The sequence below is a fragment of the Anaeromonas frigoriresistens genome (assembly GCF_016820655.1).
Taxonomy (GTDB): Bacteria; Bacillota; Clostridia; order Tissierellales; family SIT17; genus Anaeromonas; species Anaeromonas frigoriresistens.
Map to the genome: position 1 here is coordinate 22,210 of NZ_WSFT01000044.1, position 15,399 is coordinate 37,608.

General features: G+C 28.6%; 14 protein-coding genes and 2 other annotated features. Of the genes, 4 read left to right on the forward strand and 10 right to left on the reverse strand.

Annotation, left to right across the window (positions count from 1 at the left end):
* Positions 1 to 7: 7 nt before the first annotated feature.
* On the reverse strand, positions 8 to 1,144 hold the full coding sequence (locus GOQ27_RS12215; RefSeq protein ID WP_203367151.1) for a YibE/F family protein: 1,137 nt from the start codon (positions 1,142 to 1,144) through the stop codon (positions 8 to 10).
* 165 nt (positions 1,145 to 1,309) lie between these two features.
* Between GOQ27_RS12215 and GOQ27_RS12220 the strand changes: the two genes are divergently transcribed.
* Entirely contained in the window at positions 1,310 to 2,257 is a 948-nt protein-coding gene (locus GOQ27_RS12220) for a Na/Pi cotransporter family protein (protein ID WP_203367152.1), read from the forward strand.
* Between the two features lie 12 nt (positions 2,258 to 2,269).
* Here the strand turns inward: GOQ27_RS12220 and GOQ27_RS12225 are convergent, their stop codons facing one another.
* Positions 2,270 to 3,379: a polysaccharide deacetylase family protein gene (locus tag GOQ27_RS12225; RefSeq protein WP_203367153.1), complete on the reverse strand. Its 1,110-nt coding sequence runs from the start codon at positions 3,377 to 3,379 to the stop codon at positions 2,270 to 2,272.
* A 218-nt stretch (positions 3,380 to 3,597) separates the two neighbouring features.
* On the opposite strand from GOQ27_RS12225, the gene GOQ27_RS12230 reads away from it, so the two are divergent.
* Both GOQ27_RS12230 and GOQ27_RS12235 read left to right on the forward strand, forming a co-directional pair.
* Positions 3,598 to 3,801 (forward strand): alpha/beta-type small acid-soluble spore protein, encoded by a 204-nt coding sequence (locus GOQ27_RS12230; protein WP_203367154.1) that lies wholly within the window; start codon positions 3,598 to 3,600, stop codon positions 3,799 to 3,801.
* A gap of 82 nt (positions 3,802 to 3,883) precedes the next feature.
* Positions 3,884 to 4,420, forward strand: coding sequence for a DUF4364 family protein (locus tag GOQ27_RS12235; protein WP_203367155.1), 537 nt, complete (start codon positions 3,884 to 3,886; stop codon positions 4,418 to 4,420).
* A gap of 22 nt (positions 4,421 to 4,442) precedes the next feature.
* Here GOQ27_RS12235 and GOQ27_RS12240 read toward each other — a convergent pair whose 3' ends face one another.
* From GOQ27_RS12240 to GOQ27_RS12260, 5 genes are all read right to left on the reverse strand, one after another.
* Complete coding sequence (locus GOQ27_RS12240; protein ID WP_203367156.1) at positions 4,443 to 5,384, reverse strand: YncE family protein; 942 nt, start codon at positions 5,382 to 5,384, stop codon at positions 4,443 to 4,445.
* Between the two features lie 74 nt (positions 5,385 to 5,458).
* A complete protein-coding gene (locus GOQ27_RS12245) occupies positions 5,459 to 5,659 on the reverse strand; it encodes a hypothetical protein (protein WP_203367157.1) in 201 nt (66 codons plus the stop codon).
* A 57-nt stretch (positions 5,660 to 5,716) separates the two neighbouring features.
* Positions 5,717 to 7,012, reverse strand: a complete 1,296-nt coding sequence (locus GOQ27_RS12250; protein WP_203367158.1) for a bifunctional folylpolyglutamate synthase/dihydrofolate synthase — start codon at positions 7,010 to 7,012, stop codon at positions 5,717 to 5,719.
* 62 nt (positions 7,013 to 7,074) lie between these two features.
* Entirely contained in the window at positions 7,075 to 9,720 is a 2,646-nt protein-coding gene (locus GOQ27_RS12255; protein WP_203367159.1) for a valine--tRNA ligase, read from the reverse strand.
* A gap of 16 nt (positions 9,721 to 9,736) precedes the next feature.
* Positions 9,737 to 9,907, reverse strand: a complete 171-nt coding sequence (locus GOQ27_RS12260; protein ID WP_203367160.1) for a hypothetical protein — start codon at positions 9,905 to 9,907, stop codon at positions 9,737 to 9,739.
* Between the two features lie 44 nt (positions 9,908 to 9,951).
* Positions 9,952 to 10,165: a binding site (T-box leader), on the reverse strand.
* Between the two features lie 246 nt (positions 10,166 to 10,411).
* On the opposite strand from GOQ27_RS12260, the gene GOQ27_RS12265 reads away from it, so the two are divergent.
* Positions 10,412 to 11,407, forward strand: a complete 996-nt coding sequence (locus GOQ27_RS12265) for an ABC transporter substrate-binding protein (protein ID WP_203367161.1) — start codon at positions 10,412 to 10,414, stop codon at positions 11,405 to 11,407.
* Between the two features lie 11 nt (positions 11,408 to 11,418).
* Here GOQ27_RS12265 and GOQ27_RS12270 read toward each other — a convergent pair whose 3' ends face one another.
* The 3 genes from GOQ27_RS12270 to tpx form a co-directional block, all read right to left on the reverse strand.
* Positions 11,419 to 13,167, reverse strand: a complete 1,749-nt coding sequence (locus GOQ27_RS12270; protein WP_203367162.1) for a sensor domain-containing protein — start codon at positions 13,165 to 13,167, stop codon at positions 11,419 to 11,421.
* Between the two features lie 268 nt (positions 13,168 to 13,435).
* The gene (gene trpS, locus GOQ27_RS12275; RefSeq protein WP_203367163.1) at positions 13,436 to 14,431 is read right to left on the reverse strand and encodes a tryptophan--tRNA ligase; all 996 of its coding nucleotides are present in this window, start codon (positions 14,429 to 14,431) and stop codon (positions 13,436 to 13,438) included.
* 51 nt (positions 14,432 to 14,482) lie between these two features.
* Positions 14,483 to 14,689 (reverse strand) — a binding site (T-box leader).
* A 70-nt stretch (positions 14,690 to 14,759) separates the two neighbouring features.
* The gene (gene tpx, locus GOQ27_RS12280) at positions 14,760 to 15,275 is read right to left on the reverse strand and encodes a thiol peroxidase (RefSeq protein ID WP_203367164.1); all 516 of its coding nucleotides are present in this window, start codon (positions 15,273 to 15,275) and stop codon (positions 14,760 to 14,762) included.
* Positions 15,276 to 15,399 lie beyond the last annotated feature (124 nt).

A 15,399-nucleotide genomic window follows, 5' to 3' on the forward strand; every position in this document is an offset into this window, starting at 1 on the left:
ATTTTTATTATTCTTCTATTTTTTTTGATTTATCTATTTTATTATATAAACTTGAAGCTACTAATGCAGTTATGGGGATTGTAAATATCAATCCTATACTTCCTGCTAATGCTCTTACAATTTCTGATGCAATCATATCTCGATTTATAATTTCAACTAAACTAAAATCATGAGCCATAAATAAAAGCATTAAATGAATAGATCCTCCTGAGTAAGCCAAGATTAAAGTATTTGACATCGTCCCCATTATATCCTTACCTACATTCATACCAGACTTAATTAGCTCTTTATTAGTTATACTCGGATTTGCTATTTTAATTTCATTCATTGAGGATGCTATAGACATGCTTACATCCATAACCGCCCCCAAAGCTCCTAAAATTATACCAGCAAATAATATTCCTTTAAAATTAAAGGTTTCTCCTTGAGGTATCAGACTAAGCATTTGAGCTTCTTCAGAACCTAGCCCAGTTAAATTAGCTAACTGTCCTATAATCAATGTTATTATCCCCGCTATAAGCACTCCACCGCTTGTCCCTATAATAGCTGCAAATGCTTTTCTGTTAAATCCTGAAATTATTAGAAGTGTTAGTGCTATCACGATAATACTTACTCCAATAGATAAGTAAATAGGATTATATCCTTTAAGTATAAGAGGTAACATAACTTTAAGTACAGCAAAAGCAGTTATAAGTAATGTTATAATTGATTTAACTCCTTTTAATCCTCCTACTATTACTAATAATAAAAAGAATATCATAACTAAATAAATTAAATATTTATCCCTCACTATTTCTGATATATATCCCTTTATAATCTCACCATTTTCATCCTTTTCTAAATATACTAAAACATTATCTCCTTCTTCTACCTCTATATTATAAGCAAACATACTATCAATATAGTTTTCAACTATTAATTTTTCGCCTTTATGATCTCCACTAGTCATTTTTAATTCAATAACTTGTACTGTTGTAGTCTGCCCTTCTGCGTAAGTTGTTTCTTCTTCTTCCTCAGAAATAATCTCTAAAACTTTTCCTCTCACTGGTTTAGGATTTTCAATATTATCTTCTCCAAAAACACTACTACAGTTTAAAAAAGTTAATACTACTATAATAAAAAATACAATAGTTTTTTTACTCATCTTACTCCACCCTTCTATTTTACAAATTAACTTTTATTCTAATACTTATTAAATCATCGATTTTTACATTAGTCAATGGAACGATTTTACGTTTCTCAACTAATATATAGAATAATTTAAGGTTAGTTATTAATATATTTATTATAGAGCTAAAGGAGGTATATTATGGAGATTTTTTATAATGATAATTTAAAGATTTTAATAGAATTTATATCTGGATTAATCGTTTTTCTCTTTTCAATTAGGTTACTGTCCCTTACTTTAGAAGAAAATATATCCTTTAAATGGAAAACACTTATAGAGAGATTCACATCTATGAGGATCAATGGACTAATACTCGGAATTGTTGTTACTGCTTTACTTCAAAGCAGTAGCTTAGTTATCATTATTATTATTACATTAGTTCATAGTAGGCTTATTAATGTAAATAAGGCTATTCCCCTTATTTTAGGCTCTAATATAGGTACTACTTTCACGGGTCAATTGACGGCATTCAATATAAACAGTTTGCTATCCTATTTAATTATACTTGGAATCGTCCTTTATCTATATACTACAAACTACCACATTCAAATCACCTCAATATTTATTCTTTCTATAGCTTTGATATTTATAGGTATAGAACTAATGGGTGGATCTGTAGCATCATTTACCAATTCTCCTGAATTACTTAAATACGTTTATTATATATATGATAGTAACTTTAATGGAGTTATTTTCGGTGCAGCTTTTAGTGCTTTGATTCATAGTAGTAGTACCTCTGTAGTTTTACTTCAACTTATAGCAAAATCCGGAATGATACCTCTTATATCAGCTATATATATATTATTTGGTTTAAATATAGGCACTTGTATTGATGCTGTAATAGGAGGTATAGCTACCAACTCCTATGGAAAAAGAATAGCATTATTCCATGTTTTATTTAATATATTAGGAGTTTTAGTATTCTTCTACTTAGGTAATATTTTAGCTAAAGTAGTTGTATATATATCACCCAATAATATACCTAGACAAATCGCAAATGCTCATACAATTTTTAATGTAATCATGGCTTTGTTAGTACTACCTTTCACTTACAATATATCTTGCTTCCTTAAAAAAGTAATTAGGTAGTAATATTACTACCTAATTACTTTCATAAATATATAACTCTTTATTATCTAATTTATCTTTATCTATCTTTTCTTCTTCATTTTTAGGAATAGTTACTATATCTTTATTTCCATCACTAATAAATCTTCTAGATGGATTTTTATCAAAACTTTCAATCCAATCATACATTCCAACTCCATCAACTTGAGTCTCACTAGCTCTTACCCTTTGAATAGATAGAGGGTTAAAATCACTGCTGATAGGTGAAACATTTGGCTTCCATCCTACATTTAAAATAGCAATGTTTTTATAGCTTGTACCTTCATAGGTTCCTTCTTCTAAATATTTTTCATATTTCTCATCAGGTCTTCCTCCATTACATAATGCATAAGTATTCACATTATACTCAGAAATTATTGAGTTAATAAACTCTACCTCTTTTCCTATATACTCTTGTATTTTTTCAGGATCTTGATTTTTTTTATCTGACATGTCATTATGATTTATTGTATGATTTCCAATATCCATTCCTTTATCAATTATGTAATTTAATTTATACTCAATTAATTCAGGTTGTCTAAATGGATTAGTACCATTAATAAAAAATGTTGCTTCTAATGGAAAGTTTGTATGGTCTTTATGGAATTCTTCCAAAATCCCTACAGCACTATTAGGGTCAACTATTTTGTCTCCATTTTCTTCTATTATATTAAAATTATTTTGTCTCCCATCATCAAATGTCAAAACTATAGGAGTATATCCTGCTTCAGTTGTTATATTATTATTAACAAAGTCTTCTAAACTAATAGGTCTATATCCCTTCTCATATAACACTTTCAAATCTTTCTTAAAGTTATCATAAGTTCTATCCCAAACATCCTCCGTCTCAGTTATCCCATGATACATTAATACCATAACCTCGCCATTCTCATTTGGCTTTAGTGAAAGATCAATCTGCTCTTTGGGATCAGCTATCTCTTCAATTTCTTCATCATTTTTCTCTTCATCTAACTTATCTCTTTTACTTTCTTCCTCTACCACTTCATTGCTATCTAGTGATTTGTCAGCTTCTTTAGATTGGTTACATCCGGAAACAGAAATAATAGTTAGTATCAAAACTAGTATGCTTAAAAATCTTTTCATTTGTTTTCCCCCTCTTTAGATAAAATCTATTGTCTACCTATATTATAATAAACTTTACTAGAAATAAAAAATATATTTTTTTCCTAAATTTTTAATTATATGTAATATGTCTACTTTATATACAATGTATCATTATATTCCAGCATTTTTTTTATTATTTAGGTTATATTAATATTACAACATAAAAATGTTGTAATAAAATTAAGGAGGTTTCTTAAATGGCTAATAGAAATAGAATAGTAGTACCTGAAGCTCGTCAAGCTCTTAATCAAATGAAAGCAGAAATAGCTAGTGAATTAGGATTAGCTAATTATGAAAGTATAGATAAAGGAACTTTAACTTCTAGAGAAAATGGTTATGTTGGTGGATACATGACTAAAAGATTAGTAGAAACAGCTCAAAGACAAATGTCAGGTAAATAATATATAAAAAAAGAGAAGTGGTTAACCACTTCTCTTTTTTTATGTTATAATTTTATATAATAGTCTATTAAAGGGTGATTAAATGTTTATAGAAAACAGTAACGAATTAGCTCAAAACAAACTAATACTTATATATATTTTTGATAAAGTAGATTATCCTATGACAAATAGTGAGATTACTCAATTTGTATTAGAAAATAATCATATGAACTATTTTGTAGTGCAACAATATCTAAGTGAATTGGTTGATTCAGAATTTTTATCTATTGTTACTAAAGATGGTAATGAGTATTATAATATAACTTCAAAAGGCAGAGAGGTATTAAACTATTTTTCTGAAAGAATTCCTAATGATACTAAGAATATCATTCAAGAAAAATACTTAATTAAACAAAAAGAAAAAATTAAAGAAACTCAAATTTTAGGCAACTATTATAAGAAAAATGAATCCGAGTTTATAGTTAATCTTAAAGTTATTGAAAATGAAATAACTTTATTTAATCTTTCATTAAACGTGGTGTCCAAAAAACAAGCTAAAATGATATGTAATAATTGGAAAGAAAACCCCGAAAACATCTATAAACAATTCATAGATTTACTTACAGAAGATAAAAATTAATGTCGAGATAATTCTCTCGACATTATATAAATATAAGACCATTGGGATCCTTTCCCACTGGTATTTGTTTTACTATTTTACTCTCATTTATATCAAATACTACAACACAATCATCTAAAGAGTTTGTTATATATAATAATTTGTTTTTATCCCATAGTACATTATTTGGCATTCCTCCAATATTTATTTTATCTATAATTTCCTGATTCTCATAATCTATCTTATATAAACACCCATCTCCAGCATTTGTAGTAAATATTATGTTTCTTTCTACTAATACTGTCATATCTAATAAAGACTCATCAATATAGATTCTTCTAAAGACTTTCTTGCTATCTAGATTAAATAGTGATATTGAGCTTTTTCTTTCTCCATTACACTGACATGATAATATAAACATGTTTTCATCTAGTATATAAAAATGTAATGGATGTATATCCATTAAAATCCTTTCATCTTTATTATTTAATAGGTCTATAATAGTTATACTATATCCATTGCTATTAGCTATATATAACTTATCCCTTAATCTATCTATTTTTAAATCGTGAGGCTTTTCCCCCACGGGAATATTTGTAATTAAATCAAAATCTTTTTCCTCTATTATTGATATAGAATTAGAGTCACTATTAGTAACATAAATATTTCCTTTATATAGTTCTATATGATTAGGACAACATCCTACATAAACTACATCTAATATCTGTTTAGATGATATGTCAATTTTAAATATACTATTACTATATGAATTGACTGTATATATTATATTTGATATAGAACTATTAAATATTTGATGGGTTCCGATATTAAATGTTTTCTCATCTATTTTAGACCTAATATTGGGTGAAATCATATCACTATATTTAAACTCGATAGACTTATGACCATTTAATATATCTATGCATGTTAAAGAATTACTAGCTGTATTCGCCACTAAAAGTTTCGAAAAATCTTCTGAACCCATAGCATCACCCCATTCATTTCTATATAACAGTTTATGCGATTAATTAAACTATGGTGAATTCAGAAATTTAATTATTAAAAAAGAATTTTATGTAAAAAATCGTCATATGATAATTTTAGATTCCTATGTTTTAATTCTTTTATCATTTCATTGATTTCATATTTAATTTCTTCAGAACTACTAATTGTATTGTACTCTTCCGTTTTAATCCAAAAGGTTTTTATTAAGTTGTGATCATTCATTTTTATATATGGTCTAAAGGGTGTAATAGACATAAAAAACCTCCTAAATAATATATATTATAATGTATTATTAATAGGAGGTAAAAAGTACTATTTATTCATTATTGTTCTTCTAGCTTCTCCTATTAAATATAAAGATCCTGCTATTACTATCAAATCATTATCTTTATACTCTTTATAGGATAACTCAATTACATTTTTAATATTCTCTGTATAACTAACATTATCATTATATTTACACACTATCTTAGATAATTCACTTGCTGCTAACTTCCTAGGGCTTTCTGGTTCAGTTACTAATACTTTATCTGCTTTAGGTGCAATTACCGAAATAATTTCTTCTACATCTTTATCCCTTAATAATCCCACTACTAAAATCAATCTATCATATCTAAATATATTCTCAATACTATCAACCAAAGCTTTAATACCTTGAATATTGTGAGCTCCATCAATTAATACTCTAGGATTTTCACTAATTATTTCTAATCTTCCCATCCATCTAGATTTTTCTAATCCTTTTTTTATACTATATTCTGAGACCTTTATATCACCAAATTCATTCAATAATAATATAGTTTTAAGAGCTAAACTAGCATTATATATTTGATGTTTTCCAATTAAATTTATCTTTATATTCTCATACTTTATTCCTTTATAATTGAAATCAAATACAGATCCCCTATCACTACACTCTTTAATATTAATATTATCAAATTTCATAAAATCCAAAGAAGCTTGTTTTTCTTTTGATACTTTAAAAATAACCTCTTCTGCCAATTTTTGTTGAGGGTATGATATTACCCTACTATTTCTTTTTATAATCCCTGCTTTCTCATATGCAATTTTCTCTATAGTATCTCCTAAAATATCCATATGATCTAAAGATATAGATGTGATCACTGAAATGAGAGGTTTTCCTATAACATTTGTTGAATCAAATCTACCTCCTAACCCTACTTCTAGTACTACAGCATCTACATTTTGTTCAAAGTAATATACAAAGGCTATAGCAGTGACTATTTCAAACTCAGTAGGATGGTTATATCCTTCTTCAATCATCTCATCTACTTTAGATTTAACTCTTTCAGTAATATCTGCTAATTGATTATCAAGAATGTTCTTATTATTTATTCTTATTCTTTCATTAAATACTTCTAAATATGGTGATGTAAATAAGCCTACCTTGTAACCCTGTTCAATTAAAACATTAGATATAAATGATGAAGTAGATCCTTTCCCATTAGTACCTGCCACATGAATAAATCTTAATTTGTCATGTGGATTATCTAATAAATTAAGAAGTTTTGATATGTTTTTTAAACCAAGTTTACTTCCAAATTTTCTAGTCCCATGTATATATTCTAAAGCTTCGCTATAATTCATATTATCACCCCAGTGTTTTAAGTATGTATGATGGAAAAGACACCCATAGGTGTCTTTTCCATTTATTTATTTGTTAACTTATTAAGTCTATCCATCACTTTATTCATCATATCTTCGTATTTAATTTTCTTTTGTCTCTCTTCTTCAACTACTTTTTCAGGTGCTTTTTTGATGAAACCTTCATTAGATAGCTTACCATTTACTCTTTTTATTTCTTGATTTAACCTATCTTTTTCTTTATTCAATCTTTCAATTTCTTTTTCCATATCTACTAATTCTTCTAAAGGAAGGAATATCTCACAATTCTCTACCACTGCACTCATTGCATCTTCTCCTATGCCAGACTTAGTATCTTTAACTTCAATAGAACTTGCAGATGCTAATGTTTTAAAGAATATTTCATTACCTTCTAATATTTCTTTTAAATTATTATTCTTCGTTACAAAAATAATCTTTGCTTTTTTAGATGGTATAACATTCATCTCGGCTCTTATGTTTCTTACATTCCTTATAGCTTCCATAATAAAACTAATTTTATTTTCATCATTATCGAAATTATATTTTTCATCGTATTGTGGCCAATCAGCTATTATTAAGCTTTTACTACCATCACTTATATAACTATAAATCTCTTCTGTTACAAAAGGCATAAATGGATGAAGAAGTTTATTTATATTTGATAATACATGAATTAATACATTCTTAACTGTATTCTTATCATTTTCATTTTCACCATATAATCTTGGTTTTACCATTTCTATATACCAGTCACAATACTCATTCCATGTGAAATCATAGATTTTTTGAGCAGCCATACCTAATTCAAATTTATCTAGGTTATAACTTACATCTTTTATAACATTATTTAATCTAGAGATAATCCACTTGTCCTCTGTATTTAAATCTAGTTTTTCAATACCTTCAAATTTAAACTCCTCACCTAAATTCATTATCACAAATCTAGATGCATTCCATAATTTATTTGCGAAGTTTCTGCTAGCTTCAACTCGTTCTATATGGAACCTCATATCATTTCCTGGTGTATTACCAGTAACTAAAGAAAATCTTAATGCATCTGATCCATATTCATCTATTATTTCTAATGGATCTATTCCATTTCCTAAGGACTTACTCATCTTTCTTCCTTGGGAGTCCCTAACAAGACCAGTAAAAAATACATTTTCAAAAGGTACTTCTCCCATATGTTCTAGTCCTGAGAAAACCATCCTTACAACCCAGAAGAATATAATATCGTATCCAGTAACTAATACATCTGTTGGATAGAAATACTCTAACTCTTTTGTGTTTTCAGGCCATCCTAATGTAGAGAAAGGCCATAAAGCAGATGAAAACCATGTATCTAAAGTATCTTCATCCTGTACTATATTTTCAGAATTACACTTTGCACATTCTGTAGGTCTAATTTTAGAAATGATCACTTCATCACAATCATTGCAATAATAAACCGGTAATCTATGTCCCCACCATAATTGTCTAGATATGCACCAATCTCTTATATTTTCTAACCAATTAAGATATATCTTGCCAAATCTTTCAGGAACAAAGTTAAATTTTCCTTCTTTATATGCTTCTATTGCTGGCTCTGCTAAAGGTTTCATCTCTACAAACCATTGTTTAGATATTATTGGCTCTACAGTAGTATCACATCTTTCACAATGTCCTACATTATGTTTATGATCTTCAATATTTACCAAGAATCCTTTTTCCTCTAGATCTTTCACAATCTTTTTTCTTGCCTCATATCTTTCTAGTCCTTTATATTCTCCGCCCTTATTATTAATCTTAGCCTCATCATCCATAATCTTAAGATTTTCTAATTCATGTCTTAGTCCAATTTCAAAATCATTAGGATCATGGGCTGGGGTAATTTTTACTGCTCCAGTACCGAATTCCATCTCCACATACTCATCTTCAATAATTGGTATTTCTCTATTTACTAATGGTAATATAAGAGTTTTTCCTACTAAGTCTCTATATCTGTCATCTTTAGGATTTACTGCAACAGCTACATCTCCTAACATTGTTTCTGGTCTAGTTGTAGCTATTTCTATAAATTTATCTTCGCCCTTTACAGGATACTTAACATGCCAAAGCTTTCCGTTTTCTTCTATATGTTCAACCTCTGCATCTGAAATGGCTGTTCCACAGCTAGGACACCAATTTATTATTCTATCTCCTCTATAAACTAATCCTTTTTCATGAAGTCTTATAAATACTTCTTCTACTGCATCACTTAAACCTTCATCTAATGTGAATCTCTCCTTAGACCAGTCACAAGAAACCCCTAATTTTCTAAGTTGTCCTCTAATATTTCCTCCATATTCTTCTGTCCATTCCCATGCTTTTTCTAAGAACTTTTCTCTACCTAATCCTTCCTTAGTATTTCCTTCCTCTTTAATACGAGCCACTACTTTAGCTTCAGTGGATATACTAGCATGATCTGTACCAGGTAACCATAAAGCTTCATAACCATCCATTCTTTTCCATCTTATTAATATATCTTGGATTGTATGGTTAAGGGCATGACCCATGTGTAAATTTCCTGTTACATTAGGAGGAGGCATCATGATTGTAAAGGGCTCCTTATCTTTATTTACATCTGCTTTAAAATATCCTTCTTCATTCCAATAATTATATAGTCTGTCTTCAAATTCTTTAGGATTATAAGTCTTTGATAAATTTTCCATTTAGTTCACTCCTTTGTTATTTTCCATAAATCATAAATATAACCGAAACTACTGTAATACCTAACCCTACTAATTTAACCTTTAATAAGGACTTTAAATCTGTTATCTTTCCCTTTCTATATTGCCTATCAGCTCCTAACACTAAACTTGTGCTTATTAAAAATAATAATACTCCTAATTTAAACATAGGTATCACTCCTTTTACACAATAAAAAAATACCTTCGCCTTATAATAAGGACGAAGGTATCCGCGTTACCACCTTAATTTCAAGAAAATCTTGACTCTCAATCAATTTAACGAACTCTGTCCGTTCAGATTTACTACTACTTCAACCTGAAAGCTCAGAAGCTACCTTCAACAAAAGTTTACTTTTGGATCCTTTCAGCCAAGGGATACCATTCTCTATAAGTTCTTTTGTCTACTCCTCTTCTTCATAGCCTATAATTATTTTATTTTATTATATTTAATTATATATATATAATATCAACTTTGTCAATATATTATCCACACCTAGTAACTTTTACTTTATTATTTCGACCTTTTATTATAATAATGTTCTATTGTCTACATTAAATATAAACTTATAAGGCTAAACATTACATTATAACTGATATTGTTATTTCATTAACAGTAACATTTTCATGGCTTAAAAAATATAATGTAATTATATCTTATTATGGAGGTGTTTATATGAAGTTAAAATTGATTTCAATAATTTTAGTGCTTATTATGTTGATTTTACCCATTCTGTCAGGTTGTCAGCAGGATGAATTAGAAACTGTAAGACTTATAGAAGTTACTCACTCTGTTTTTTATGCTCCTCAATACGTAGCAATAACCCAAGGCTTTTTTGAAGAAGAAGGCTTAGAGATTGAACTTACTAATGGTAAAGGTGCAGATAAGTGTATGACTGCGTTACTCTCAGGTCAAGCAGATATTGGATTTATGGGTCCAGAAGCCACAGTATATGTTTATAACCAAGGAAAAGAAGACTTTGCAGTCAATTTCGCTCAACTAACTCAAAAGGATGGATCCTTTCTAGTTGCTAGAGAGGCAGATGAAAATTTTGAATTTGATAAATTAAAGGGTAAAACAGTTATTGGCGGAAGAAAAGGCGGTATGCCAGAAATGACTTTAGAATATGTACTTAAATCTAATGGATTAGTTCTAGGAGAAGATGTAAATGTGAGAACTGACATTCAGTTTGCTGCAATGGCTGGAGCATTTTTAGGTGGAGAAGGAGACTATGTAACACTATTTGAGCCCGTTGCATCAGAATTAGAAAAAGAAGGAAAGGGTCATATAGTAGCTTCTATAGGAGCAGAAGCAGGATATATTCCTTATACTTGCTATAGTGCTACTAAAAGCTTTATAGCAGAGAATCCTAAAATGATACAAAAATTTACTAATGCAATTTATAAAGGTATGGTATGGGTAAATGAACATTCTTCAGAAGAAGTAGCAGAAGCTTTACAACCTCAATTTCCTGATACTGATAAAGAAATTCTAATTTCTCTAATAGATAGATACAGAGATCAAGATACTTGGAAACCAGACTTGATTTTAACACAAGAAGGTTTAGCTCATATGATGGATATTATGGAACTGGCAGGAGAACTTAATGAAAGAGCACCTTACAAGAAAATTGTAAATACTGAATTTGCTGAGAAGGCAATGAAAAAATAAACCCTAAGGGTTTATTTTTTTATTCCATATATTTTTTCTATTTTATCTGCAGGTATAGGTGGATTATAGTAGTATCCTTGAACCATATCACATTCTAGTTCTCTTAATATATCTAATTGTTCTTTTGTTTCTACACCCTCTGCAATCACATTCATTTTCAAACTATTAGCCATAGCTATAATACCTTTAACTATTTCTATCCCCCTACTACCCTTTGAAATATTATCAATAAAAGATTTATCTATTTTTATGGTATCAAATGGTAAGTTTATTAAATAACTTAAAGATGAGTAACCGGTACCAAAGTCATCAATAGCAAATTTTATTCCTAACTCAGTCAGTTCTGTCATTAAATCTAAAGTATACTCTTCTGATTCAATTGCAGCTGTTTCTGTTATTTCAAATTCTATGTATTTACTTTCAAGCTTTGATTTAGATAATAGGAGTAAAATTTCTGTTTTTATATCTTTATTTTTAAACTGTTTTGGAGATAGATTTATTGATATAGCTCCAAACTTATATCCCATGTTGATCCACTTTTCTTGTTGATATATAGCTTCATTTAATATCCATTTTCCTAAAGAGTCTATAAGACCTGTCTCTTCAGCTATAGGTATAAACTCGTCTGGTGAAACTGACCCTCTTAACGGATGATTCCATCTTATAAGAGCTTCTAATCCCATTATTCCTTCATTTTTAATATTAATCTTTGGTTGATAATATAATTCAAATTCTCTCTCTTCAATCCCTCTTCTGATATCATTTTCAATAATAATTTTTTCATTTGATAATTCATTCATTTTTGAGTTATATAATGTATATTTATTACCAGAAATATCCTTTGATATACTCATTGCAGTTTCTGCATTCTTAATTAAAACATTTTCCGTTACTCCATCTTCAGGATATATACTTATACCTATGCTAGTAGTCATATATATTGTGTATTTGTTGACATTAAAAGGTTCATTAAATATATTTCCTATATTATTTGCTAATTCTAATACCTTTTTTTCATCATTCACAAAGGGTATTAAGACCAAAAATTGATCTGCGCCCATTCTAGCTAAAGTTTGATTTTCATTTAAGGAATATAATATCCTATTGGACACTTTTTTCAATAGTTCATCTCCAATATCATGTCCAAGACCATCATTAACTCTTTTAAAACTATCTAAATCAATATATATTAGTGCAACCATATTCTTAGTTTTCTTAGCTTGATTTAATGATGATTTAAGCCTATCCTTTATTAAAAATCTATTAGGTAATCCTGTTAAGAAATCATAATTAGCATTATATTTAATATAGGCTTTATTTCTCTCTTTTTGAGTTAAATCATTAAATATGGCAACATATTTTAATTTGTTATAACTATTTTTTATAGATGTTATCCTAAGATGCTCTGGATATGCCTCTCCATTTTTCCTTCTGTTCCATATCTCTCCTTCCCATTCTCCTTCATACTTTAAAGATTTCCACATCTTTTCATAGAATTTATAATCATGTTTATTAGATTTGAATAAGGAAGGCTTATTACCTATTACTTCTTTTTTTGAATATCCTGTTATATTCACTACAGCTGAATTGGTCCATTCTATTACTCCATTTTCATCAGTTACTACTATCCCCTCGGTTATATTAGAGATTATCTTATAGGCTAATTCATTAATTTCTATATTTGGACTAAATTCATAGTCACTATGTGCTAATTTGTATTCTTTTAAGGAAGTCACATCCGATTTTGATATATCTTTCATATAATTCTCCTTTAGATACAATCTATTCTAATTGAATTATACACTAGACCACAATTATCGACAAACAAAATATATGTAATAATTCCTTTATTTACTAATATTTGTAGAAAATATAAAGCCTAGGAGAATTATAATCAGCCCAGGCTTTATATTTTTTCTTTTAATATACTAATATCCAAGAAGTTATAAGGTTAAATATACCTACAACAGTCATCGTAAAGAAAATCATAACACAAGCATAACTAGATTAGTCAATATTTTTAAAACTTTATCTAGGAATAAATCCGGTCTTTTTATAGACCTTTCTTAATGTTTTTCTAGCAGTTTTCTCAGCCTTATCTGCTCCATCTTTATATACTTTTTCCAAATATTTTTTATCATTCATATATTGTAAATACTTTTCTCTAATAGGTCTTAATCCTTCAATAATTACTTCTGCTGTATCAGCTTTAAACTCTTTATAGCCTTTATCTTTATATTTTGCTTCAATAGCTTCTATCTTCTCCCCAGTTATTTTAGAATAAATAGTCAATAGATTTTTAATTCCTGGTTGTTCATCACTATAATTTACCCTATTTAATGAATCTGTTACACTTCTTTTAATTTTTCTTCTTATAGTGTCAGGATCGTCCTTCAATAAAATATAACCATTTTCATTTTCGGCTGATTTAGACATTTTAACTGTAGGATCCTGTAAGTCCATAATCCTTGCCCCCACCTTCGAAATCATTGGTTCAGGTATTTTAAATGTTTCACTGTATCTATTATTAAATCTTGGAGCTAAATCTCTAGCTAATTCTAAATGTTGTTTTTGGTCATCCCCAACTGGCACTAAATCTGTTTGATATAGAAGAATATCTGCAGCCATTAAAACAGGATAAGTAAATAAACCTGCATTTAAATTTTTCTCATTCTTTTGAATTTTATCTTTAAATTGAGTCATTCTATTAAGTTCACCTAAGTAAGTCATTGTATTAAGTACCCAAGATAATTCCACATGCTGAGGTACATGAGATTGAATAAATATAGTAGATTTTTCAGGGTCTATTCCTGCTGCCATATATAATGCAATAACTTCCAATGTCCTTCTTCTTAAATCTTTAGGCTCTTGAGGTACTGTAATAGAATGCAAATTCACTACACAATAATAACATTCATATTCATCCTGTAGTTTTACCCAATTTTTTATAGCCCCTAAATAATTTCCTAAAGTTAAGTCTCCTGAAGGCTGTACACCACTAAATATTACTTTCTTATCACTCATTTCATCCCTTCTTTCACTATTTATAAAATAAAAAAACCACCATCTCTAATAAATAGAGACGATGGGTAAAATCGCGGTACCACTCTAGTTGACCAAAAGGTCCTCTTAAGTCCTTTAACGGAGGATGCCGTCAAGTTCTACTATTATTCAAACTTAATCTCCTAAGTCCATTCAGAAAAGTCTTAACACTGATCTTTCACCGTCATCAGCTCGCTATAGTTAGTATCTTAACCTACTAATCTTAGTCACAGATTTATCTTTATTTAATTACTAATTATATATTATAATAATATCTTTGTAAATATACTACTCTAATATATAATGCAATCTATACTAACTTTTTCACTTCTTCTAATGCCTTATCATAGTTTGGATGATTAGTTACCTCATCAAGATATTCAATATATTCTACTTCATTATCTTGATTTATTACAACTATTCCTCTAGATAAAAGTCTAAATTCTTCTATAGTAAATCCATATTTATTACCAAAATCTAAATCCTTATGGTCAGATACTACTTCAATATTATCTATCCCTTCTGCTCCACAAAATCTTTTTTGGGCAAAGGGTAGGTCCACACTAATTGTAACAATAAATACTTCATCTGATAATCTAGTGGATTCTTCATTAAATCTCTGAGTCTGTAATGAACATACTCCAGTATCTATTGATGGAACCACACTTATAACCTTTATTTTTCCTTCTGTCTCATTATAAAAGTCAAATTCTGATAAATCTTGTTTTATTGCTTTAAAATTTTCTGCAATATCACCTTTCTTTATTTCTTTACCCATTAATGTAACAGGTTTGCCTCCAAAGTTTACTCTTCTCTCATTTGACATAATATCCCTCCAATGATAATTATATTTATCTATCTCATCTATATTAATTACCCAGTATCACTATATAATAACAATTAATAGAGAAAAATATGTATAGTTAATTAAAGGGCTCAGGTCTAATTAT

What these genes read in the sequence shown, in the direction of transcription:
- GOQ27_RS12215 (WP_203367151.1), bottom strand. Translation starts at nt 1,144, where the DNA reads ATGAGTAAAAAAACTATTGTATTTTTTATTATAGTAGTATTAACTTTT.
- GOQ27_RS12220 (WP_203367152.1), top strand. Translation starts at nt 1,310, where the DNA reads ATGGAGATTTTTTATAATGATAATTTAAAGATTTTAATAGAATTTATA.
- GOQ27_RS12225 (WP_203367153.1), bottom strand. Translation starts at nt 3,379, where the DNA reads ATGAAAAGATTTTTAAGCATACTAGTTTTGATACTAACTATTATTTCT.
- GOQ27_RS12230 (WP_203367154.1), top strand. Translation starts at nt 3,598, where the DNA reads ATGGCTAATAGAAATAGAATAGTAGTACCTGAAGCTCGTCAAGCTCTT.
- GOQ27_RS12235 (WP_203367155.1), top strand. Translation starts at nt 3,884, where the DNA reads ATGTTTATAGAAAACAGTAACGAATTAGCTCAAAACAAACTAATACTT.
- GOQ27_RS12240 (WP_203367156.1), bottom strand. Translation starts at nt 5,384, where the DNA reads ATGGGTTCAGAAGATTTTTCGAAACTTTTAGTGGCGAATACAGCTAGT.
- GOQ27_RS12245 (WP_203367157.1), bottom strand. Translation starts at nt 5,659, where the DNA reads ATGTCTATTACACCCTTTAGACCATATATAAAAATGAATGATCACAAC.
- GOQ27_RS12250 (WP_203367158.1), bottom strand. Translation starts at nt 7,012, where the DNA reads ATGAATTATAGCGAAGCTTTAGAATATATACATGGGACTAGAAAATTT.
- GOQ27_RS12255 (WP_203367159.1), bottom strand. Translation starts at nt 9,720, where the DNA reads ATGGAAAATTTATCAAAGACTTATAATCCTAAAGAATTTGAAGACAGA.
- GOQ27_RS12260 (WP_203367160.1), bottom strand. Translation starts at nt 9,907, where the DNA reads ATGTTTAAATTAGGAGTATTATTATTTTTAATAAGCACAAGTTTAGTG.
- GOQ27_RS12265 (WP_203367161.1), top strand. Translation starts at nt 10,412, where the DNA reads ATGAAGTTAAAATTGATTTCAATAATTTTAGTGCTTATTATGTTGATT.
- GOQ27_RS12270 (WP_203367162.1), bottom strand. Translation starts at nt 13,167, where the DNA reads ATGAAAGATATATCAAAATCGGATGTGACTTCCTTAAAAGAATACAAA.
- trpS (WP_203367163.1), bottom strand. Translation starts at nt 14,431, where the DNA reads ATGAGTGATAAGAAAGTAATATTTAGTGGTGTACAGCCTTCAGGAGAC.
- tpx (WP_203367164.1), bottom strand. Translation starts at nt 15,275, where the DNA reads ATGTCAAATGAGAGAAGAGTAAACTTTGGAGGCAAACCTGTTACATTA.